Source organism: Vitreimonas flagellata, assembly GCF_004634425.1.
Lineage (GTDB): Bacteria > Pseudomonadota > Alphaproteobacteria > Caulobacterales > Aquidulcibacteraceae > Vitreimonas > Vitreimonas flagellata.
In genome coordinates this window covers 402,313-423,734 of record NZ_SBJL01000004.1, presented here as the reverse complement: position 1 = coordinate 423,734, position 21,422 = coordinate 402,313, and the positions used below count along the sequence as shown (strand labels likewise).

The following is a 21,422-nucleotide window of genomic DNA, read 5'->3' as shown; positions in this document are numbered from 1 at the left end:
CTCCGTTGAAGAGAAGACGCCAATGCATCAGGTGTGCGGCCAAGACATGCATGCCGACACTCGCATTAGTGCGGGCGATGACGCACCCTATTGGCCGCTGTTGCGCACCTCGGGCGCCTTAAGTCGCGCGCTCGCAAACAACGCGACGCCCGCCAGCGAACAAAGGATCGCGGCGAGATAGAAGAAGGCGCGATAATCGCCAAAGGTGTCGTGCATGCGCCCAGCAATAACGCCGCCCAATGCCACGAACACAGCAAAGATCAGACTGAGCGCGCCTGAGATCACGCCGAAATGCGCCACGCCAAAATAGCGTGCGGTGAAAAACCCAAGGAAGTCGCTTTCAGCACTCTGCGCGCAAGCGATCAGCGCAAGCGCAACGATGATCGCCAATGCTGGCGCTTGGGGCCAAGCCAACCCAAGGCATCCCAACACAGCCGCCAGAAACGCCGTAAGCCCAAGCCAGCCCGGCTCCATGACATCGAGCAAGGCTCCCACCGTCACGCGCGCAACGATCATCACCACGCCCAGCAGGCTGCCGAGCCAGGCGGCGCGCATGGGATCAAAGCCGCTCTCGGTGAGGAAAGGTTGCGTGTGCGCGCTTACCCCCACCAACGCACACCCGCCCGATGCAAAGCAGAGCGCAAGCAACCAAAAGCGGGCGTCGCCCAAGGCGCGCGCTAGAGCGCCCCATTTCGACGCGCCAGAGGAGGCTTCGGTTTGGCGCGGCGGCGCGGCCTTGCGCAAGAGCACAAAGCTGATGGCGCCGATCATCAACGCAAGTCCTGCAAGCATGTAATAGCCCGCGCGCCAGCCAAAGCTCGCAATCACGTATTGGGTAAGCGGCAGCATCAAAGCCGCCAAAGCCGTCGAGCCGCTGAGGCAAATCGACAGCGCAAGCCCTCGCGTCTTGGTGAAATGGGCCACCACGACCCTGGAATAGATGAGCGGCGATGTCGCTGGCGCTGCAATCAAGGCGACAAAGCCAAGGATGGCGAGATAGCGCCAAAGCTCGCCGTTCATGGTAGCCAGGGCGACATAAGCGCAGGCAAATCCGATTGCGCCTACGCCCACAAAAATATGAGCGCCGATCCGATCGGCCGCGACGCCAATGAGCGGCGCCATCAATCCCATGCCCAAGAGAATAAAACTCGAAAGCGCGATGTCGCCGCGTCGCCATAGAAAGGCCGCCTCAAGCGGCGCGATGAAGAGCCCGCCCAACAGCACAAACATCGCGACCCCGCCGCCCCAGCCCAAGGTGGCCCCAACAAGTATCCCGATCTGCCGCAGCCGCCCTGCTCCAGCCTGCGCCTCGATGTGATTCATGCCCCGCCCAAACTTGATTGCGGCCGCCCTCGCCAGCCTTGAGGTCCTCGAACGGCCTCAACATACCGCAATGTTAAATATCGCACATGGAAAGCCCGGACGAGGTGTTTTCTAGTCGCGATGGTCCACTTGCTCGGGCCGCCGCTCAGAAATTCGCCATGACCGACACGCCCGCCTCCACCCACGTTTCAGCGCCGATCGAAATCGGCGCTGAGTTGATGTCTCACCCCCCTCACTCACGGGAAACTCTGGTCGGTGTGGTGGGTCTGGTGCGCGCGGCGCAGGCGGCCGCGGATCTCTTGGTCCAGCGCGATTCACTCACGTTTTTAGAGCTCACTGATGCGCTGGCGGAAGCTGAGATCAGCGCATTGCGCTTGATGGCTGAAGAAACGCAGATCTCGAGCTGTTGATTGCGCCGGCTAAGCTGGCGCTTCATAACGCCGAGGTCGGGAGTTCAATTCTCCCCCCCCACCACCATTCCTTTCCCCGGTGGCGCCACAATCGACGCGCATGCAGCGCGTTCGGGAGGGAAAGCATGCTAGATCGGCGTACCTTTACGATTGGCGCAGGCGCACTGGCGCTTACAGCAGGCGCGGCGTGGGCGCAGAATTCGGACGAGATGTTCACATTGGGCGCGGCGAACGCGCCGCTACATCTGGTCGAGTACGCTTCGGCCACCTGCCCCCATTGCGCGCATTTCCATGAGACCAATTGGGCGCGGTTGAAGAGCGGCTACATCGACACTGGCCGCGTGCGTTACACGCTGCGCGAAATGGTGACGCCGCCGCCGCCCGTGGCCGTCGCGATGTTTCAGGTCGCGCGCTGCAATGGCGCGGACGCTGCCGAATATTATCGCCGCCTCGGCATCCTGTTCGAGCGCCAGCGCGCCATCCTCTCCAGCGGCTCGATGGCTGGCGTGCGCGACGCGCTGTTTGCCGTCGGTGCGGAATGGGGCCTTAGCAACGAGCAGATCTGGGCCTCGATCACCGACCAGGCGGGCGCCGCGCGCGTGGGCCGATCGATCCAGGAGGCCTCAGCGCGCGGCGTGAACTCGACCCCGACCTTCTACCTGAACGACCAGCACCTAGCCGACCCCACCTTCCTCACCCCGGATGGGATGGCCGCCATTTTGGACGCCGCCGGCTAAAATCGGCAAAATCGTTTCCTCCAAGGGCAGGTATTGGCTTGCTTGAGGGCAAAATCGCCTCCATTCTTGGGGTCAATTATCCCAGCGCAAGGCTGCGGGAGGAAACATTGTCCGAAGAGTTGGACGCGGTCGATGCCCGCATCCTGGATTTGCTGCAGCGGGACGCCAGCCTATCCATCGCAGAAATCGCTGAAAAAGTTGGCCTTTCATCGTCGCCGGCATGGCGGAGGATCGAGCGGCTGAAAAAGGCCGGGGTGATCCAGAAGCAGGTCACCCTGCTCGATCAAGAAAAGCTCGGTTTCAACTTCGAGGTCATGGCCTCGGTGAAGCTGCAATTGCCCTCGCGCGAGAACCTCGAAAAGTTCGAGAACGCCGTGAAGGAATGGCCGGAGGTGGTCGATTGCGCCACCGTCACCGGCGCCGTCGATTACATGATGCGGATCGTGACGCGCGACATGCACGCGTATGATGATTTCCTGCGCGACAAGATGCTGGCGCTTGGCTTGGTCTCAGACGTGCAATCACGCATCGTCATGCGTGTCTCAAAGCGTACGACGGCGGCGCCGCTTGAGCTTGTGCTCGGCGATCTGAAAGAAGGTTAGCGCGCGGCGCGTTCCGCGCGGCGCAGCATATCAGCAGCGCGCGCACCGACATGGCGTTGCGGGTTCGAGGCTGGCGTCAGACGCTGCTCGCGCTCCCAACGCTCAATCAGCACCTTGGCGCGATCAAACGCTTCGAGAAGCGACTCGCCATTGCGCAGATTGTGGCTGAACAAGGCGTCGCCGAAGAAGGTCCAATCACGCTGCGGCTGACAACCAAATGACGACCGATCGTGCTGCGCGGCAGTAAGGATGATCGTGTTGTCGTCCATCAAAGGCGCAATAAACGCGCCGCTAAAGCAGGCCGAGACGATTATCACGCGATTCCGGATGCCGGCGGCGTTGAGCATGTCACGCAAATGCGTCGGTCGCATCGAGGCGCCAAGGCGATTGTGTTCGCGGAGCGCGATCGAACCATCGGGCGAACCATGTGACGTCAGGAACAACACGACCAGATCTTCATTCGGATCAATGGTCGCGCCGATCTGGCCGATCGCGGCGGAGAAATTGTCCGGGGTCGCGGCCGGATAATTGCGCGCGCCCTGTCCGCCCGCGCTCAAGACGATGGAGCGCCCCTGCGCCGCTTCACCGAAATGCGCGCCAAGAATTTCCGCCGCTTGCGTCGTCTCGCGCTCGAAGACCGCGTCGCTCCAGAAGCCGGCGCTGATCATGTACACATCGAGCTGGCCCGGACGCTGCGCCGCGAGGCCATTCAGGGAATCGCCCATGAGCTTGGCCAGACGCGCGGCTTCCGCCGGCGGCGCCGCGAGCTCGATGACGCCAAACTGCCCGTTGAACGGATCGCGCTGCTGCTGTGCATAAGCCGGCGCCGAAAGCGCCAAGACCGCAGCAATCAACATCCAGAAACGGGCCATGCATCAGCTCCCTTCGCGAACCGGGCGAGCATTCCGCATCCGGCGCTTCCCCGCAATCCCGACCAGCCGGATAGCGCGGCGGCGCCCGCTGGGCTAGCACTGGGCGCATGTACGAGGGGACCAATCCATCGAGCCGCCGGGACGGCTTCATCGCCGCGCGCAAGGGCCAATTGGCCGAAGCGATAGCCGCCGACCCTGACTTGCCTGCGGGCGATTCCGCTGTTTTACCAGACCTGTTCCGTCTGCTCGGCGCATACCTGCACCACGAATCGCACGAGCACCTCGACGAATTGAAGGCGCTCTATTTTCCGCTCGACCCTGACGCCGCGCCATCGCTGCGCGACACCAGCTCCGGCGCGTTCGATACGTTCGAAGCCGCTTTCATCGAAGCGCTCGGCCGCGCGAACTTTGTCGAGATCGATCCCGACACGGTGCAAACCCGCGAAGCGACCAAGCGGCTGACAGGGCTGGCGATCAAGCCGTCACACGCCGGCATTCGCCGCATCCGCTATTTCGCGCGCGGCGCACGCAGCGAGACCATCGAGGTGAAATCCTGGTTCGGCCTGCGCAAGCATGCGATCGAAACGCAAGTCATGAACGATGTCGTGGTGCTCGTGGGCTTCAAGGCGAGTGACGAGATCGAGCGGACGGATCGTAAAGCGTTCGCGGCGACGCGGAGGGGCGTGCGGCCGGGCGCTGCGCTGATGAAGCATTTCCGAAATGTGGCGTCGCCCGAATTGGTGACACTGCATCCGGGCGCGCGGCCCTCGATGCGCCCGCGCGATCAAGTGTTCTTGGCCGCACCCGCGGTGGCGACGGGCGTGCCGGTGCTGCTCAATCTTTGGCCAGCGATCACCGTGCTGTTCGCTGTGATTGCCGCCTATTTCGGCGCGCAAGGCGTGATCGAGGAAAACGAATTGAAGCGCGCGATTGCGGCGATGTCCGGCTTGATCGCGGTGGGCGCCTTCATCATGCGCCAGCGCCTGAAATATGAAGCGACGACGTTGCGCTATCAAAAGCGCCTCGCCGACACCGTCTATTTCCGCAACCTCGCCAACAATGCCGGCGTACTCGATCTTCTGGTGGGCGCCGGCGAGGATCAGGACGCCAAGGAAGCGATCCTCGCCTACGGCCTCCTCCGCCGAGCTCAACGTCCGCTCGCGAAAGGCGAGATCGACAATTTCGCCGAAGATTATCTGCGCGAGCGCTTCAACCTCGAAATCGATTTCGAAATCCACGACGCGCTAAACAAGTTAGAGCGACTGGGCCTCGTCACGCGCGAAGGCGAAACCTATACGCCGATCGCGCCTGAGGAAGCACTGCGCAAAGTGGATGCAGCATGGGACGGCCTCTTCAGCTTTTCAGCGCGGCGCTAGGTCTAGGCGGTCTGCGCGATCGGCAGCCTGACCATGAATATCGCCCCGACTTCGCTCTCCTCAAGCGTGATGTCGCCGCCGTGGGCGCGGAGCAGTGCGCGGACGATGCCGAGGCCCATGCCGGTGCCGCCTTCGACACGGCGTGTGGTGAAGAAGGGATCGAAGATGCGATCGCGGTTGCCGGGCGAGACGCCAGCGCCATTGTCAGCGACGCGCACATAGAGCGTGCCGCCCTCTTCGTGTGCGCTGATGCTGACTTGAGTTGCGCCGTGACGAGCGGAATTGTCGAGCAAATGGCCGAAGACGATTTGCGCATTGTCGGCGGCCATCGCCATCGCAGGCGTTTCACTTGCGTTGAAGGCGATGTCCAGATGCTCGAAGCGCTCACGCAGCGCCGGCTCGATCTCGGCCAGGAGCGCCGCGCCGCCCGTCGTCGGATTATCGGCGCGCGCCATTTCGCGCAGGCGATCGAGCAAGGCACTGATCCGATCAGTATCGGCGAGAAGATTGGAAAGGAAGCGCTCGCGCTGTTCAGGCGTCATCGCGCTTTCGGAATCGCGGATGAGTTCGGCTGCACCGCGGATGGCCGTGAGCGGTGATTTGAGTTCGTGCGACACGTGATTAGCGAAGCCGGAGAGATAGGCCGAGCGATCCGAGAGCCGCTTCGCCATCGTCATGAAGCTCTCGGCGAGACTGGCCAATTCGCGCGTGCCGTTGCGCTTGAGCGGGCCGATGGCGTCGGCGCGCCCAGCGGTGATGTCTTCCGCCTTTGCGGCAAGCTCGCGCATTGGCCGCGCGATCGTGCGCACGAACACAAAGCCGATGGCGCTCGCGACAGCGAGCGCCAGGATCACGGCGGCAAAGACTTTGCTTTGCTCGCGATAAAGTGCGCGCAGGATGTTGTCGGGCGTGCGCGAGAGGAACACCACGCCGCGCACATGATTGTCGACGAACACCGGCATCGCCACGAAGACACGGATCTTGGTGCCGCGGCTGATCGAATAGATCGGCGGCGGTTCGCTGAGTTCATCGCGCACCCGCATGATGGCGCTAAAGCGCCCCTGCATCGCTTCGCGCACCTCCTCCATGTGCGCGAAGGAAAGACCCAGATCGCCGCGCCCGCCTATGGCTGTTCCGTTGGCGTCGAGCAAGCGGAAGCCCGCGAGTGTGGTGCGCTGCGTCGCTTCGGTAATCTCAGTAAGCTCGCGGCCTATCTCGAATGCCTGCGCGTTCGATTCAATCGTCGCCTGCGCTGCTTCAGGTCGCGCGCGCAGAATGGGCGACGATGCAAGATCGAGCGACGGCAGAATCGGCGTGTAGCGGCCGTCGATGGCGATGGAGGGATCATGCGGTGGACGTGGCGCGCCGATCGGAAACGCCTCCGGCGCATGCTCGATCTCACGCGCATAAACGGCTGACAGCATCGCCGCTTGGGCGATCAGCTCGGATTCGGTCTGCCGCACCAATTGGTTTTCGAACACGCGGAAGAAGAGCAAGCCGACGAGTGGCAGCACGAGCACGCTGGCGATCACGGCTGCGGTGATCACGCCGATACTGGGCCGCCATTTCTCTTGCGTCACGTTCAGGCCTTGGTGAGGTCGCCGAGGCGGAATCCTACGCCATGAACGGTTTCAATCACAGAGGCGCACCCCAGTGCGGCGAACTTCGCGCGGATGTTTCTAACGTGGCTGTCGATGGTGCGGTCCGAGACGTGGACATTGTCCGCATAAGCGGTGTCCATGATCTGATCGCGGTTAAAGACGACGCCTGGCCGCTGCGCCAGCATGCGCACGATGGCGAATTCGAGCGCTGTGAGCGCGACGGGCTGGCCGCCATATTCCGCCTGGAAGCGTGGCGGATCGAGCGTCAGCGCGCCGTGGCGCAGCACGTTGTGGTCCGCCGGCTGCGGCGCTGGCGCGCTGCGCTTCACGCGATTGAGGATGGCGCTCACGCGCGCCACCAGCTCGCGCGGACTGAACGGCTTGGTGACGTAATCATCGCCGCCAAGTTCGAGGCCGACAATGCGGTCGATCTCGTCGCTGCGCGCGGAGAGGAAGAGGATTGGTGTGTCGCCATGACGGCGAATGCGGCGGCAGACTTCGAGCCCGTCCATTTCCGGCATGCCGATATCGAGCACGACAAGATCGGGCGGCGCGGCTTCAAGCTTGGACAACGCCTCGGCGCCATCCTGCGCGGTCACGGCGTTCATGCCGGCTTTTTCAAGCGCGTAGCAGATCACGTCGCGGATGTGCGGATCGTCGTCGACGACAAGGATACGATAGACCATGCGCTCGCTTTCGCGGGCGATGATAGGCGGCTGCGGCAGCACCGTCACCATGGGGGCAGCCCCTAGAACAGGTCGTCGAAACGGCCAACGCGCGGGGTGGGGCGCTGCGGCTCGGGCTCGGCGTGGCCGGGATGGCGCGCAGGCTCAGCCGGACGCCAGCTTTCGCCGATCGTATCGGGGCGCGACGGAATGGGCTGCGGCCTGCTGGAGGAAATTTTGTCCATAAGCGCCACCCTGCCCCAAGCGGGCGCAGCGTGTGTGGCGCGCCCGCGCAGGGCCGCCACAGCTTTCGTGCAGATTTTGTGCAGGGGCGCCTAAGAACCGCTGGACACACAGAGGCGGACTTGGCGGGGGATCGCGTGCAAAGGCTGAGATTAACCACCCATGCCAAGCCAACGCTGCAGGATTTCGCGGGTGTCTTGCCCCACGTCGCGCGGCGCGGGGCGGCGGATGCAGCCGGGGGTTTCCGAGAGCTTCGGGAAGATGCCCTGCATCGTCGTGGGGCCGAGCACGGGATCATTCACGGTGACCAGTGCGTTGCGCGCGGCGAAGTGCGGATCGTTGAGCATGTCTTCGGCGTCGTAGATGCGGCCGGCCGGTACGGACGCTTCAATCATCTTGGCCTCGAGTTCGGCGATCGTGAGCGTTGACGTCCACGCCGCGATTTCCGCGTCGATCTCTTCCATCCGCGCGCCACGCGCTAAATGCGTTGCATAGCGCTCGTCGCGCGCCAGCTCCGGCCGCCCCATTACGTCGCACAGGCGCAAAAAAATTGCGTCCTGATTTGCGCCGATCAGATATTCGCCGTCCTTGCACGGATACACATTCGACGGCGCAATCCCAGCGATGGTTGAGCCGCTGCGTTTGCGCTTCCATCCATTGACCTGAAATTCCGGCACCATGGATTCCATGACCTGCAGAACGGATTCATAGAGCGCACTATCTACAATCTGGCCGCGCCCCGTTTGGTTGCGATGATGCAGCGCCGCGAGCGCGCCCATGCAGCCGTATGTCGCTGCCAATGAATCGCCGATCGACACGCCCATGCGCGCGGGCGGTTGGTCCGGATAACCGACAATGCCGCGCCATCCGCCCATCGCTTCACCGACGCCGCCAAAGCCCGCGCGCTGCGCGTAAGGCCCATCCTGGCCGTAGCCGGAAATGCGCACGACGATGAGCTTAGGATTGGCCGCGCACAAATCTTTCGGGTCGAGATTCCAACGCTCCAACGTACCGGGGCGAAAATTCTCGATGAGAATGTCAGCGGCGTGGATGAGCTGGCGCGCGGTCTCTTGACCTTCCGCGGAGCGCAGATCAAGCGCGACTGAGTATTTGTTGCGCGCGATCACGCGCCATGCGGTCGGCGTGCCGCCCTGGCCCCAATTGCGCATAGGGTCACCTTCGCCGGGCGGTTCGATCTTGGCGATCTCGGCGCCCATGTCGCCAAGCAGCTGGCCACAGAATGGGCCGGCGATCAGCTGTCCCATCTCGACGACGCGGATGCCGGCGAGCGGGCCAGCGGTGTCCTCCGTCATTACACAAACCCTCGCGCATCGAGCCACGCGCCAATTGCGCCGACGGCTTTCGGCAACAGATCGCGGCGTTCGATGTAATAATGGTCGGCATCCTTGATGTGGACGATTTCTTTGTCCGCCGAGGCTAGCGCCGCGAACAAGCGCGCCGCGTGGCTTGGCGTGCAAGCAAGGTCAGCCGTGTTGTTCACGACAAGCGCGGGACAGGTTACGCGCGCGGCGTTGCGCTCGCCATGCGCGCGGCTTTCATCATAGCTCCATTGCGACAGCCAGGAGCGGAGCGTGGTGAAACGGCCAAGGCCGACAGGACCATCGTTAGCGATTTTCGGATCGCCCAGATAGCAGGTGTACGGCTTGCGGTCGGAGGGATCTTGCGTCGGATCGGTCCACCGCACGTCGCACATCGTGCCTTGCACGACAAAGCAGCGTTCTGCATCCGGTCCGCCGCTCGCCTTCAATCGCGCAAGCTCGGCTTTGGCCCACGCTGTGATGCGCCGATTGCGCGCGATCTGCGCTTCGCGGAAGCGCGCGACAAAGGCCGCGTCATAGGGCGGCTGCGCGGGGCAATCGGGATCATAAATGTTCAGCCCCCGATCGCGTTCAAATGGACGCGCTTCGTCCATGATCGAAGGATCGAGCCATTCGGTCATCGTCACCGAGCGGCTCAGATGCGCCGCCAGCAAGAGCACGCCATCCGCTGGCTGCAGCTTGGCGTCGTGCAAGCCGACATAATCGCCAGCGGGCGTTTCATCGATCGTCGGCTGCGTCGCTTGATCCTGATAGAACAGCGACAGCGAGCCGCCGCCGGACCAACCGCCGAGCACGACCTTGCCATAGCCGAAGCGCTGCTTCAGATCGGCGACGCACGCGCCGAGATCGAGCAGGCACTTTTCCATAATCAACGCAGTGTCATTGCCGCGATAACGCGGATTGCAATAGATCACGTGCCGCCCCGCCGCCGCGAGCGCGCTCACCAGCGGTAGAAACGATCCCCCGCCGATCGGGTGCGAGAACAGGATGACAGTCTTGGATTCACCGGCGACCGGGCGAACGCGCATACATTCGACAAACACCTGCCCGGACGGCCCGCCATACACTTCCTTGAGCCGGCTCGTGTCCGCATGAACAAAGCCGTACGGCTCGCGAACGACACTCGTCATCGGCCTCTCCCTTGGTCAGTATTGCGCCCGTGCGCCTTTGGCGGCAACCTCATTGATCTGAAAGTGGCGCAGTCGCCGCCACGGAAGGCAATAAGCAAGACGGGACACGCCGATGACCCAACCAAACGGCATTCATCACGTCGCTTTCATGGCGGCCGACATCAAGAAGCACATCGCGTTCTTCTCCGATGTCGTGGGCTGCCCGCTGGTCGCACTGTTTGACATGCACGGCGTGCCAGGCGGTCTGCACGCCTTCTTGCGCTTGAGCGAGACGAGTTATTTCTCGATCGTGCAATTGCCCGACGTCGACAAAATTCCGATCCAGCTTGGCGTGACGCACGCCGGGCGCGGCGAGAAGCCGTCAGCGGCCGGTACGTTGCAGCACATCGCATTTGGCGTCGGCAGCGAAGATGCATTGATCGCGATGCGCGACCGCATTCGCGGCAATGGCGTCAACGTGATCGGCCCACTCGATCACGGCTTCTGCAAATCGATCTATTTCGCCGGCCCCGACCACATGACGCTGGAAGTCGCGACGCCTGTGCGCGGGTCAATTGATCCGAAGCGCTGGATTGATCCGTCCGTGCTGGAGCGCGCGGGCATCTCGGCGGCAGAAGCCGAACGCTTCAAAGCGCCCGCGCCCTATTCAGGCCCAAGCCCCGCGCCGCAACCTGCTTACGATCCAAGCAAGCCGCACATGCCGTACCCGCTTGAGCAATATAAGCAGATGCTCGCGACGCCGGATGAGATCATCACCAAGGTGGCGTCGTATGTGGAGCCGCCGGTACCGGCTTAGGGCGAAGTTGGCCGTCAGCCGATTCGCTTCGCAGCGCTTGCGAATGCGGCCACCGCGCGGTCGATCTCTTCGCGTGTGTGCGCGGCGGAGACTTGGGTGCGGATGCGAGCTTTGCCTTTGGGCACGACGGGATACGAGAACGCGATCACGTAGACGCCGTCTTGCAGCAATGCTTCGGCGAGCGCGCCGGCCTTCTTCGCGTCGTAAAGCATGACGGGGATGATGGCGTGCTCGCCCGGCAGTAGATCGAAGCCGGCTTGCGTCAGGCCTTCGCGGAAGCGGCGCATGTTGTCACGCAGCTGCGCGCGGAGATCGTCGCCACTTGCTGCGATCTCTACCGCCTTGCGCGCGCCTGAGACAATTGAAGGCGGCACGGTGTTGGAGAAAAGATACGGGCGCGAGCGCTGGCGGAGGATTTCGATGATTTCCTTTTTGCCGCTGGTGAAGCCGCCGCTGGCGCCGCCGAGCGCTTTGCCGAGCGTGCTCGTGAGGACGTCGATCCGATCGATGCAATTGCAGTGCTCAGCTGTGCCGCGTCCACCTGGGCCGACAATACCGGTCGAGTGGCTGTCATCGACATGGACAAGCGCGTTGTAGCGCTCGGCCAGATCGCAAATCTTATCGAGCTGGGCGATCACGCCGTCCATCGAGAAGACGCCGTCGGTTGAGATCAGCTTGAAGCGCGCGCCTGCAGCGTCGGCGGCTTTGAGCTGTGCTTCGAGATCGGCGAGATCGTTGTTCTTGTAGCGATAACGCTGCGCCTTGCAGAGACGGATGCCGTCGATGATCGAGGCGTGGTTCAATTCATCCGAGATGATCGCATCTTCAGCGCCAAGCAGCGTCTCGAACAAGCCGCCATTTGCGTCGAAGCATGAGGGATAGAGGATCGTGTCCTCCATCTTCAGCCAGGCCGAAAGCTCCGCCTCGAGCGCCTTGTGGTTTTGCTGTGTGCCGCAGATGAAGCGCACCGAGGCCATGCCATAGCCCCAACGCTCCAAGCCCTCGCGCGCCGCGGCTTGCACGCGTTTGTCTTGCGCGAGGCCCAGATAATTGTTGGCGCAGAGATTGAGCAGGTGTTGGCCGGAGGCGACCTCCACCTCGGAACCTTGCGGCGTCGCGATAATGCGCTCGTTTTTGTAGAAGCCGGCCTCGCGAATGCCGTCAAGCTCATTCTGCAAATGCTTTTGAAACGCGCCGTACATGGCTCAATCCCAATTCAGAATGATCTTGCCGGACTTGCCCGCGATCATGGTCTCGAAGCCCTCTTCGAATTCTTGATACGGCAGGCGATGCGTGATGATAGGCGAAAGATCGAGGCCCGATTGGATCATCACGCTCATCTTGTACCAGGTCTCGAAGATTTCGCGGCCGTAGATACCTTTGATCGTCAGCATGTTGAAGACGACCTTATTCCAATCGACCTGCATATCGCCCGACGGAATGCCTAGCATCGAAATCTTCGCGCCGTGGCTCATATTGTCGATCATGTCTTTCAGCGCATTTGGCGCGCCGGACATTTCAAGGCCGACATCAAAACCCTCGGTCATGCCGAGATCTTTCTGCACGTCGCTCAAGGTTTCGCGCGAGACGTTCACTGTGCGCGTGGCGCCGAGCTTCTTGGCCAGCTCCAGACGATAGTCGTTTACGTCGGTAATCACGACGTGACGCGCGCCGACGTGTTTGGCGATTGCCGCGGCCATCGCGCCGATGGGACCAGCGCCCGTGATCAGCACGTCTTCGCCGATCATATCCCATTGCAGAGCCGTGTGCGTGGCATTGCCGAAGGGATCGAAGATGGCAGCGATGTCGAGATCGATGCCGTCAGCATGGTGCCAGACATTGGCGTTCGGGATGACGATGTATTCGGCAAAGGCGCCATCGCGATTGACGCCGACGCCGCTCGTGTGCGGACAGAGGTGGCGACGGCCGGCCATGCAATTGCGGCAGCGGCCGCAGACGATGTGGCCCTCGCCGGAGACGATCATGCCGGGCTTATAATCGTTGACGTTCTCGCCGACCTCGACGATCTCGCCGACGAATTCGTGGCCAGCCGTCATCGGCACCGGGATCGTCTTCTGCGCCCACTCGTCCCACTTATAGATGTGCACATCCGTGCCGCAGATCGCAGTGCGCTTGACGCGGATTTTCACATCGTTCGGGCCGGCTTCAGGCTCCGGCACGTCTTCCAGCCACAAGCCCTTTTTGGCTTCGCGTTTGACCAACGCCTTCATTTGGTATGCCTCGGCAAATAAGGAGATTTCTTGCCCCTCCCGTAGCGCCAAGCCCCCCGCTTTACAACCGCGCCAGAGCGCTTAACTGCGTGTTCAAGACAAGCGGGCGGTTGCGAACTTTGCGCCTGCGAAACTGGAGACGGATCGATGGCTGGCGCTCACGTGCGCGCGAAACTGGGCGCGCCGAATTACCGGGTGGAGATCAACGCCAACGAACATGCGCTCGTCGCAGATGAACCGCCGGAGCTTGGCGGCGGCGATGCCGGACCCTCGCCGTTTGCACTGGTGCTCTCGGGCTTGAGCGGCTGCACACTGATCACGCTGAAGATGTACGCCGACCGCAAAGCCATGCCGGTGACAGGCATCGAGGTCGAACTGCGCCTCCACGCGGGCGATCCGAAACGCCGCATTGAGCGCCACGTCGATGTCAGCGGCCCGCTCAGCCTCGAGCAGATCGCGCGCTTGCGCGAAATCGTGGAACGCACGCCCGTCACACTCGCGCTCATGCACGGCTTTGATATCGAGACAACGCTGGACGGCGGTACGGCTTAGTCGAGATCGAATTTGACGCCCTGCGCCAGCGGCAGGGTGCGCCCGTAATTGATCGCGTTGGTTTGGCGGCGCATGTAGGCTTTCCAGGAGTCCGAGCCGCTTTCACGGCCGCCGCCGGTTTCCTTCTCGCCGCCGAACGCGCCGCCGATTTCGGCGCCGGATGTGCCCATGTTCACATTGGCGATGCCGCAATCAGAGCCGGCGGTGGAGAGGAATTGCTCCACCTCGCGCATGTCTGTCGCAAAGATCGATGACGACAATCCCTGCGGCACGTCGTTCTGTAGCCCGATAGCCTCGTCGAGCGTGCGATACTTCAACACGTAGAGAATGGGCGCGAAGGTTTCCTCGCGCATGCACGGCGCTTGCGTGTCCATCTCTACCAAGGCTGGCCGGACATAGAACGATTGATCGCCGTTCACATGGACACGCGCGCCGCCATGCACGCGCCCGCCAGCGCCGCGCGCAGCGTCGAGCGCCCTTTTCATGGCGTCGAAAGCGGCTCCATCGATCAACGGCCCGACGAGCGCATCGGAAGACAACGGATCGCCGACGCTGATCCGTTCATAGACGCCAATGAGTTTCGGCACGAGCTGATCATAGACAGATTCATGTACGATCAGACGGCGCAGCGTGGTGCAACGCTGACCTGCCGTGCCCATCGCGCCGAAAGCCACCGCGCGCAGTGTGAGATCAAGGTCGGCCGAGGGCGTGACGATCGAGGCGTTGTTGCCGCCGAGTTCGAGAATGGTGCGACCGAAACGCTGCGCCACGCGCGCACAGACGTCGCGCCCCATGCGTGTTGATCCCGTTGCCGAGATCACCGGCACGCGCGGATCGTCCACCAACACTTCGCCCAGCGCGCGGCCGCCGATAAGAACGCTTGAAAGGCCAGACGGCGCGTCGGCGCCGAAGCGTTCAATCACACGATTCACGAGCGCACTCACGGCCAGCGCTGTCAGCGGACTCTTCTCCGACGGCTTCCACACCACGCTGTCGCCGCACACGAAAGCAAGCGCAGCATTCCAGCTCCACACCGCGACCGGAAAGTTGAAGGCGGAGATCACGCCGACGGGCCCGATCGGATGCCATTGCTCGGTGATGCGATGGTCGCCACGCTCCGAGGGTATGCACAGGCCATAGAGTTGACGCGAGAGACCGACGGCGAAGTCGCAGATGTCGATCATCTCCTGCAGTTCGCCCCAGCCCTCGGAAAGCACTTTGCCAACCTCGATCGAAACGAGCCGCCCGAGCGCGTCCTTGTGCGCGCGCAGCTCTTCGCCAAGCAGTCGCACAAACTCACCGCGTCGCGGCGCAGGCACAGAGCGCCAAGCCAAGAAAGCCTGATGCGCTGCCGCGATCTGCGCGCGCGCCTCTTCGACGTTCGTCTCGCGAACGTGCGCGAGCACCTCGCCATTCACTGGCGAGCGCACAACAAGCGCACCGCCGTCGAGTGCGGCTTCGTCAACGCCTAAGCTATGGAGAATTTTGCGCGCCTCGGCGCGGAGAGCGAGTGTCATCGGAGCGCTTTAGCGAGCGGGGCCGATTTTGCCGAGACCTTAACCGACGAATTCTAGACCTTCAGACCAGCTGAGAGCGGTCCCACACGGGACAAGCGCCGGCGCCCGCGTAGAGCGAGGCTCTACGCGGTCCGTGGCGTCGTTGAAGATGCCGGCTAGGAGCCGGCGATCGGGTCAGGAGAAATCCGCGCTACGCACTTCTGGCATGGCGAGCGTGCGCAGTGCTTCGGCGACGCAGGGGCGCGTGAGTATCTGTTGCAGACGCGTGAGGGGACGGGCGAGTTGTGGGCTCAAGACGCGCGCGAGTTCATCGAGGTTGTCGAGCGCGTACATGAAGAGCCGAAGCGCGTGCGCAGGTCGCGATGGCGCAGACATTTGCGCAGAACAGAGCCGCGCGCGGCGCGCACAGCGCGTTGCGGACGTGCATTTGTGTGCAGGCCGGGGCGCGGGTTTTGTTGCAAAAGCCCTGATGCGCGCAGATGTGGCTTGTCGGCGAGTGCGCGCATCAAAATGAGATTGCCGATATAGCGCGCGAAGCGATTGGCGTCGCACAGCGGATAGCGCGTGCGCATGTGACGGCGCGAGACCCGGCGCTCGGCGAACATCACCGCACTCAACCACACAAGCATCAGCCTGCCCCAGGCGATAAGCCTGGCGCAGCGATGTGCTGTCAGCGGGGTTGCGGGGATGTGTTTCATGCGCGGGAGTGTAGGCGCAGCGCGCGAGTGTAGGATGGATTCGGGCGCGGGCGTAGGAAACGCTGGCGTTTAAACGTGCCGGCTGTGGGATAAGCCGCGCCCGAAACCCAGCGGTACTCCAGAAAATTGAGCGCGATCAAAAAGAAGGCCCAACATCCTCGCTACATTTTTGCTATTGCGACTGACTCGCATTCGTGATTAGTGGCCGCCAAATTCGGGGCCTTGGGGACATCGACATGGGTTTGAGAAGCATTTTGCTGACCGGCGCGGCGGTCATGTGCGTTGCCGGGCCAGGTTACGCACAGGAAGCTGCCGACGGTGACGATATCGTGGTGGTCGGCCGCTATACGGTCGATGAGCAGATCGATACCGCCACCGGCCTCGGCCTTACGGTGCGCGAGACGCCGCAATCGGTCACCGTCGTGACGCAGCAACGCATCACCGACCAAAATCTCCAAACCATCGCCGATGTCGTGCGCAACACGGCGGGCGTGTCGATGGTTGAAGTCGATGATGTGCGCAACGTGTTCAACGCACGCGGCTTCGAAATCACCAATTACCAAATCGACGGCGTGCCGCTCTCGTGGAGCTTGGCCGGCGACGCAGCTGAAACACTTGCTGATGTTTCGATCTTCGAACGCGTGGAGTTCGTGCGCGGCGCGACAGGCTTGCTCACGGGCGCAGGCGACCCGTCCGCCTCGATCAATCTCGTACGCAAGCACGCGGACGCGCGCGATCTAGAGGCGTATATTCGCGGCTCGTTCGGCAGTTGGGAAAATCGCCAGATCGAAGCCGACGTGGCCAGCGCACTCAACGCAAGCGGCTCGATCCGTGGGCGGTTCGTCGCCAAATACGAAGAAGGCGAATCTTACATCGATCTCTTTAATTTCGATAAGACCGTCTTCTATGGCGTCATAGAAGCGGACGTGACAGACGCCACCACAGTGCGAGTCGGCGCCAGTCAGCAAACCAACAATCCAACAGCGCCGCTCTGGGGGGCATTGCCGACCTTCTACACCAATGGCGAACTCACCAATCTGCCGCGCTCACAAAGCACTTCGGCGAACTGGGCCTATTGGGACACGCAAAACACCAATTATTTCGCCAACATCGACCACGAATTCGCGAATGGTTGGCGCCTGACTTTCAATTACAACCGCCTGATCAACGGCGCAGAAACCGAAATCCTTTACCTCTACGGCGCCATCGATGAGGCCACGGGCGTTGGTCTCGCGACCTGGCCCTACAAGAGCGACGGCGAGAGCGTTCAAGACAGTTTCGACATTCAACTGCGCGGTGACTATACGCTCTTTGGCCGCGTGCATGAATTCACCGTCGGCGCACTGCACTCCCAGCAAGACGCCGACACCCACGCCTTCGCCGCCACCGGCCCGAACGCGTTCCTGCCGGCGACGAGCCTTTACACGTGGGACGGCGCTTTCCCGCGTCCTGAATTCTCGACAGCAGGCACACACGATCAGGCGATCGAAACCGAGCAGAGCGGATATTTCGCCGCGACCCGCATCAATGCGACCGATGCGCTGAGCGTCATCGCCGGCGCCCGCGTCTCGTCATGGGAGCGCTCGGGCACGGAATACGGCGTCATGCAGAATTACAGCGCGGATGATGTCGTCATCCCCTATCTCGGCGTGCTGTATAATTTGACGCCGACGCATCGGCTCTATGCCAGCTACACGGAGATCTTCCAGCCGCAGAATCTGCGCACGGAAACGGGCGCGACGCTCGATCCGATCGTGGGCCAAGCCTACGAGATCGGCCTGAAGAGCGCATTCTTGAACGACGCGCTGCAAACCTCCTTCGCCATCTTCAGCATCACGCAGGACGGCTTAGGTCAACCCACCGGCGGCGCCATCCCTGGCACCAACCCGCCGGAATTCGCCTATCGCGCCGCCGAAGGCGCGACCAGCGAAGGCCTCGAGTTCGAGGTGCTCGGCCGCGTCACCGAGAATTGGAACGTGAGCTTGGGCTACAGCCAGTTTGAGATCGAGGACGCCAGCGGCGGCGAGGTCAACACGGACCAAGCCCGCCAAAGCTTCACGCTCTTCACCACGTACAGCTTCGACGGCGCACTCGACGGCCTCACGCTGGGCGGCGGCGCGACGTGGCGCAGCTACGCCTACACCAACGCCACCAACCCGGTGACTTTGGCTCCGACGCGGATCGAGCAAGATGAATACGCCCTCGTCAACCTGATGGCGCGTTACGATCTCACCGATCAAGTGTCGGTGCAGGCCAACGCCGATAACGTGTTTGACGAAACCTATTACAGCCAGATCCGCTATTTCAGCCAATATCGCTACGGCGCACCGCGCAATTACACCGTCGCTTTGACGTATCGGTTCTAGGCACAAACAGGCGGCGCATGGACATTGCTTTGCAGATTTTGGGGATGATGGTTCAGGTCGCTGGGCTTGCGATCCTCTATTTGCACTGGCGCGCAAAGCGCGGGCTTGGCGGTGCGGTGTTGGTCGCGGGCTGGGCGCTGATCGCGCTCGGCGCACTGCCATGGCTGATGCATGTCTCGATTGAGCGCGGGCTCGCCCTTGCGATGCTCGCGCCGATGGCGGCGGGATTGTTCCTGCTGGCGCCCGACGCGCTTGCGCGTGTCGGCAATAGCGCGACACCCAAGAAAGCGCGCGCCGCGCAAGAGTCGCTTGAAGCCGAGAGCACCTCCCCCGGCCGGTTGAGCCGAAACGTCGCGCGCTGGATCGGCGCGCTCATCGCAGCGCCAGCTTTGGCGTTGGCGGCGATGGCGGCGTGGCAGGCGTTCGTGCCAGGGGTGAACGCTGATCGCTTTGCCTTCAGCATTTTCGCGCTCATGATCGTGTGGACGGCGGCCACGCTCTGGCTGCTCGCAACCATGCGCCCATGGCGCGCGACGCTCGTCACCACATTCGCGGCGTTCGTGCTCGGCGGCGGGGCGTATCTTTTTGTTTTGGGCGGAGCAGCTTGATGGCCGGCGCACAAAAACCGATCTGGCCGCGCATGCCGTCTGGCTTTGTCAAAGGCCAATTGCTGGCGCACAAATTGCTCGGCTTGGCGCTGGCGTCGGTGATGTATCTCGTCTGTATCACCGGCGCGATCGCTGTATTCTACGCCGAGTTCGAGCGCTGGGAGCGGCCGGGCGCGCCGGAAATGGCGCAAGCCTCGCCGGAGGCCGTCGGCCGCGCTGTCGCCTACGTGCGCCAACACATTGCAGAAACTGGCGCTGCGCCGACGGATGTGTACGTCATCACGCCGGGCGCGGAGATGCCACGCCTCGTCATCGATTACGAAGAGGACGTGCTCGCCTTCGATGCAAACGGCGCCTATGCCGGGCCCGGCGCGCACGAACTCACGCACTTTCTCACCGAACTGCACTATGCGCTGCACCTGCCCTGGCAGATCGGCTTCATAGTCATTGGCGTGCTGGGCGTGTTGTTGGTCGCGCTGATCGTGGGCGGCGCGTTGGCGCTGCCGCGCATGTTTCGTGACGCCTTCACGCTGCGCCTCGATGGCGGCCGCCGCCTCTCGCGTGTCGATATTCACAATCGTTTGGCCGTGTGGGGCTTGCCGTTCCATTTCTTGGTTGCGGCGTCCGGTGCGGTGATGGGGCTCGCGCTCGTGGCGATGAGCGTGGCGGGCCCGATGATGTTCGGCGGCGACAGCGCGCGCGCCATGGGCGAGATGTACGGCGACCCTGCCGCGATCGCGGCGCAGGCGCGTGAAGCGGGTGCGCCGGCAAACACGCTCCCCGAAGCGCAGATTGTGGCCGCGCTGGAAACGCTCGCGCGCGAACGCCCAGACAATCCGCCGATCTATATGGCGCTCAATCAATTCGGCACGTCCGACGAGATTGTCTCGATCGGCGCCGGCCATCGCGATCGCTTGATCTATAGCGAGACCTATCGCTTCGACAGCGCCGGCGGCTTGATGAGCGCGGATGGCTACGCCGAAGGCGATGCTGGGCGCCAAGTGCTGGCCAGCATGTTCCGTATTCACGCGGGCGCCTTTGGCGGTTTGGCAGTGAAGCTTCTCTACCTGGCGTTTGGGCTGGCGCTCAGTTTCATCTGCACGACGGGCGTCGATATCTGGCTTGCGAAAGCCGCCGCGCGTGGCCGCGAACATCCCCGCATTCAATCGGCCTGGACGAGCTTCGTGTGGGCGACACCCGCCATGCTCGCACTCGCCAGCACGCTCTACATCCTGTGGACTGTGCCGGCCGAGCCTGTGTTCTGGGCGGGTCTGCTGTTGCTGAGCCTCGCCGGCGTTTGGATTCCGCAACGCGTTGTGCACTGGCTTGCACCGTTCGTGACTGGCATCCTGACGCTGGCGCTTCCGATCGCCCACATCGCGCGCTTCGGCGCCGATGCGTTGTCGCCGGCGGGAATTTGGATGAATGCGAGTCTTGCCTTGAGTGCGGTGTTTCTCATCGCACTCGGCGCCCGTAACCGCGCGCGCGGCGCATCCCCGCTCGCGCTTGCGCAAGGCGTGCCCGCGCCCGCCGATGCGTGAGTGGGGCGGCGTTGCGCCAAAGCATTGATTCACCGTGCCCGACATGGCGCATCGCAAATCTGGCGACACCTTCTCCAAGATTTGAGCAAACACGTCCGAACGCTCATCCTGGCCGAGCTTGAAGCGTGCTTCTTGGCGGCCGACCCGGATTGGTCAACGCCGCTTCGCAGAAGGCTGAGGGCAGCGCACCCCATGTGTGGACGACGCCTTGCTGGCAAGGAAAATCTCTAATCATGCTCGGCGGCAGGTAACGCCCATGTGTCCGGCCTGTTTGTGCGGCGCGAACACCGCTGGCCTTCATGCCGTCGCCTACAGCTGGACTAAGGGCGCGTCGCCTCCGCTCAGGCTCCACGCAGGACTTCGCCGCCGAGAAGCAACCACGCTTGCCCCACTCCTGTCTCGCCCCGTCGTCCGGGCTTGCGGTCGTACCGGCGCGAGTGGCGCACATGGCCAAACGTCCCGCACATCCGTCACAAGGGGGCGTGCGGTATGCAGGCCAGCACGAGCGCATCAGCGACCAAGAACTGTGGGACACGGTGCAAACGCTACGGGCGAAAATGCGCGGCAAGGGGCGCATGCTTCATCGGCAAGGTGTTTGACTCACTGAACAATCCAATGAGCCCCAGCACCGTGTTGAAGACCAAGGTGCGCTATCGCTTCTACGTCACCCGAAAGCACGGGCTTGAAGGCCCGCGAGGCGCTGTGCATCGGGCGCCGATGGCCGAATATAAGGCGGCGGTCGTGGAAATCGTCACCCCTCGCCTCGCCCCGAGTTGGGAGCCTGACACGTGAGAACGGTCGGTAGAGGCCGTTC

21 protein-coding genes are annotated in these 21,422 nt (G+C 62.8%); 10 read left to right on the top strand and 11 right to left on the bottom strand.

Annotation, left to right across the window (positions count from 1 at the left end; translation table 11 throughout):
• Positions 1 to 87: 87 nt before the first annotated feature.
• Positions 88 to 1,323, bottom strand: coding sequence for an MFS transporter (locus EPJ54_RS17870; protein WP_135213106.1), 1,236 nt, complete (start codon positions 1,321 to 1,323; stop codon positions 88 to 90).
• 158 nt (positions 1,324 to 1,481) lie between these two features.
• On the opposite strand from EPJ54_RS17870, the gene EPJ54_RS17865 reads away from it, so the two are divergent.
• The 3 genes from EPJ54_RS17865 (at position 1,482) to EPJ54_RS17855 (ending at position 3,072) form a co-directional block, all read left to right on the top strand.
• Complete coding sequence (locus EPJ54_RS17865; protein WP_135213105.1) at positions 1,482 to 1,733, top strand: hypothetical protein; 252 nt, start codon at positions 1,482 to 1,484, stop codon at positions 1,731 to 1,733.
• Positions 1,734 to 1,858: 125 nt separating this feature from the next.
• A complete protein-coding gene (locus tag EPJ54_RS17860) occupies positions 1,859 to 2,470 on the top strand; it encodes a thioredoxin domain-containing protein (protein ID WP_135213104.1) in 612 nt (203 codons plus the stop codon).
• Between the two features lie 107 nt (positions 2,471 to 2,577).
• A complete protein-coding gene (locus EPJ54_RS17855; protein WP_135213103.1) occupies positions 2,578 to 3,072 on the top strand; it encodes an Lrp/AsnC family transcriptional regulator in 495 nt (164 codons plus the stop codon).
• Here EPJ54_RS17855 and EPJ54_RS17850 read toward each other — a convergent pair.
• Positions 3,069 to 3,944, bottom strand: coding sequence for a C13 family peptidase (locus tag EPJ54_RS17850; RefSeq protein ID WP_135213102.1), 876 nt, complete (start codon positions 3,942 to 3,944; stop codon positions 3,069 to 3,071). The two genes, EPJ54_RS17855 and EPJ54_RS17850, sit on opposite strands and share 4 nt — an antisense overlap.
• A gap of 107 nt (positions 3,945 to 4,051) precedes the next feature.
• Between EPJ54_RS17850 and EPJ54_RS17845 the strand changes: the two genes are divergently transcribed.
• Positions 4,052 to 5,320: a DUF3754 domain-containing protein gene (locus tag EPJ54_RS17845; RefSeq protein ID WP_135213101.1), complete on the top strand. Its 1,269-nt coding sequence runs from the start codon at positions 4,052 to 4,054 to the stop codon at positions 5,318 to 5,320.
• Between the two features lie 2 nt (positions 5,321 to 5,322).
• Here EPJ54_RS17845 and EPJ54_RS17840 read toward each other — a convergent pair whose 3' ends face one another.
• From EPJ54_RS17840 to EPJ54_RS17825, 5 genes are all read right to left on the bottom strand, one after another.
• On the bottom strand, positions 5,323 to 6,900 hold the full coding sequence (locus tag EPJ54_RS17840) for a sensor histidine kinase (protein ID WP_239591015.1): 1,578 nt from the start codon (positions 6,898 to 6,900) through the stop codon (positions 5,323 to 5,325).
• Between the two features lie 2 nt (positions 6,901 to 6,902).
• Positions 6,903 to 7,607 carry a response regulator gene (locus tag EPJ54_RS17835; RefSeq protein ID WP_135213160.1) on the bottom strand — a complete coding sequence of 235 codons (705 nt, stop codon included), beginning with the start codon at positions 7,605 to 7,607 and terminating at the stop codon, positions 6,903 to 6,905.
• Positions 7,608 to 7,669: 62 nt separating this feature from the next.
• A complete protein-coding gene (locus EPJ54_RS19940; protein ID WP_167755816.1) occupies positions 7,670 to 7,831 on the bottom strand; it encodes a hypothetical protein in 162 nt (53 codons plus the stop codon).
• A 150-nt stretch (positions 7,832 to 7,981) separates the two neighbouring features.
• The gene (locus EPJ54_RS17830) at positions 7,982 to 9,142 is read right to left on the bottom strand and encodes a CaiB/BaiF CoA transferase family protein (protein ID WP_135213099.1); all 1,161 of its coding nucleotides are present in this window, start codon (positions 9,140 to 9,142) and stop codon (positions 7,982 to 7,984) included.
• The gene (locus tag EPJ54_RS17825; protein WP_135213098.1) at positions 9,142 to 10,299 is read right to left on the bottom strand and encodes an alpha/beta hydrolase family protein; all 1,158 of its coding nucleotides are present in this window, start codon (positions 10,297 to 10,299) and stop codon (positions 9,142 to 9,144) included. The genes EPJ54_RS17830 and EPJ54_RS17825 overlap by 1 nt, the downstream gene beginning before the upstream one ends.
• A gap of 112 nt (positions 10,300 to 10,411) precedes the next feature.
• Here EPJ54_RS17825 and EPJ54_RS17820 point away from each other — a divergent pair, with 112 nt between their 5' ends.
• Entirely contained in the window at positions 10,412 to 11,095 is a 684-nt protein-coding gene (locus EPJ54_RS17820) for a VOC family protein (RefSeq protein WP_135213097.1), read from the top strand.
• A 14-nt stretch (positions 11,096 to 11,109) separates the two neighbouring features.
• On the opposite strand, the gene EPJ54_RS17815 is transcribed toward EPJ54_RS17820, so the two are convergent.
• The gene (locus tag EPJ54_RS17815) at positions 11,110 to 12,297 is read right to left on the bottom strand and encodes a glycine C-acetyltransferase (RefSeq protein WP_135213096.1); all 1,188 of its coding nucleotides are present in this window, start codon (positions 12,295 to 12,297) and stop codon (positions 11,110 to 11,112) included.
• Positions 12,298 to 12,300: 3 nt separating this feature from the next.
• Positions 12,301 to 13,326, bottom strand: coding sequence for an L-threonine 3-dehydrogenase (gene tdh, locus EPJ54_RS17810; RefSeq protein ID WP_135213095.1), 1,026 nt, complete (start codon positions 13,324 to 13,326; stop codon positions 12,301 to 12,303).
• Between the two features lie 147 nt (positions 13,327 to 13,473).
• On the opposite strand from tdh, the gene EPJ54_RS17805 reads away from it, so the two are divergent.
• Positions 13,474 to 13,878 carry an OsmC family protein gene (locus tag EPJ54_RS17805; RefSeq protein ID WP_135213094.1) on the top strand — a complete coding sequence of 135 codons (405 nt, stop codon included), beginning with the start codon at positions 13,474 to 13,476 and terminating at the stop codon, positions 13,876 to 13,878.
• Here EPJ54_RS17805 and amaB read toward each other — a convergent pair.
• Both amaB and EPJ54_RS17795 read right to left on the bottom strand, forming a co-directional pair.
• Positions 13,875 to 15,395, bottom strand: coding sequence for an L-piperidine-6-carboxylate dehydrogenase (gene amaB, locus EPJ54_RS17800; RefSeq protein ID WP_135213093.1), 1,521 nt, complete (start codon positions 15,393 to 15,395; stop codon positions 13,875 to 13,877). The two genes, EPJ54_RS17805 and amaB, sit on opposite strands and share 4 nt — an antisense overlap.
• Before the next feature lie 290 nt (positions 15,396 to 15,685).
• Positions 15,686 to 16,024 carry a hypothetical protein gene (locus tag EPJ54_RS17795; protein ID WP_135213092.1) on the bottom strand — a complete coding sequence of 113 codons (339 nt, stop codon included), beginning with the start codon at positions 16,022 to 16,024 and terminating at the stop codon, positions 15,686 to 15,688.
• A 305-nt stretch (positions 16,025 to 16,329) separates the two neighbouring features.
• Here EPJ54_RS17795 and EPJ54_RS17790 point away from each other — a divergent pair, with 305 nt between their 5' ends.
• The 4 genes from EPJ54_RS17790 (at position 16,330) to EPJ54_RS19935 (ending at position 21,400) form a co-directional block, all read left to right on the top strand.
• The gene (locus EPJ54_RS17790; protein WP_135213091.1) at positions 16,330 to 18,459 is read left to right on the top strand and encodes a TonB-dependent siderophore receptor; all 2,130 of its coding nucleotides are present in this window, start codon (positions 16,330 to 16,332) and stop codon (positions 18,457 to 18,459) included.
• Positions 18,460 to 18,476: 17 nt separating this feature from the next.
• Positions 18,477 to 19,067, top strand: a complete 591-nt coding sequence (locus EPJ54_RS17785; RefSeq protein ID WP_135213090.1) for a hypothetical protein — start codon at positions 18,477 to 18,479, stop codon at positions 19,065 to 19,067.
• On the top strand, positions 19,067 to 20,608 hold the full coding sequence (locus tag EPJ54_RS17780) for a PepSY-associated TM helix domain-containing protein (RefSeq protein WP_167755815.1): 1,542 nt from the start codon (positions 19,067 to 19,069) through the stop codon (positions 20,606 to 20,608). The genes EPJ54_RS17785 and EPJ54_RS17780 overlap by 1 nt, the downstream gene beginning before the upstream one ends.
• A 615-nt stretch (positions 20,609 to 21,223) precedes the next feature.
• Positions 21,224 to 21,400, top strand: a complete 177-nt coding sequence (locus EPJ54_RS19935) for a hypothetical protein (RefSeq protein ID WP_167755814.1) — start codon at positions 21,224 to 21,226, stop codon at positions 21,398 to 21,400.
• Positions 21,401 to 21,422: the final 22 nt, after the last annotated feature.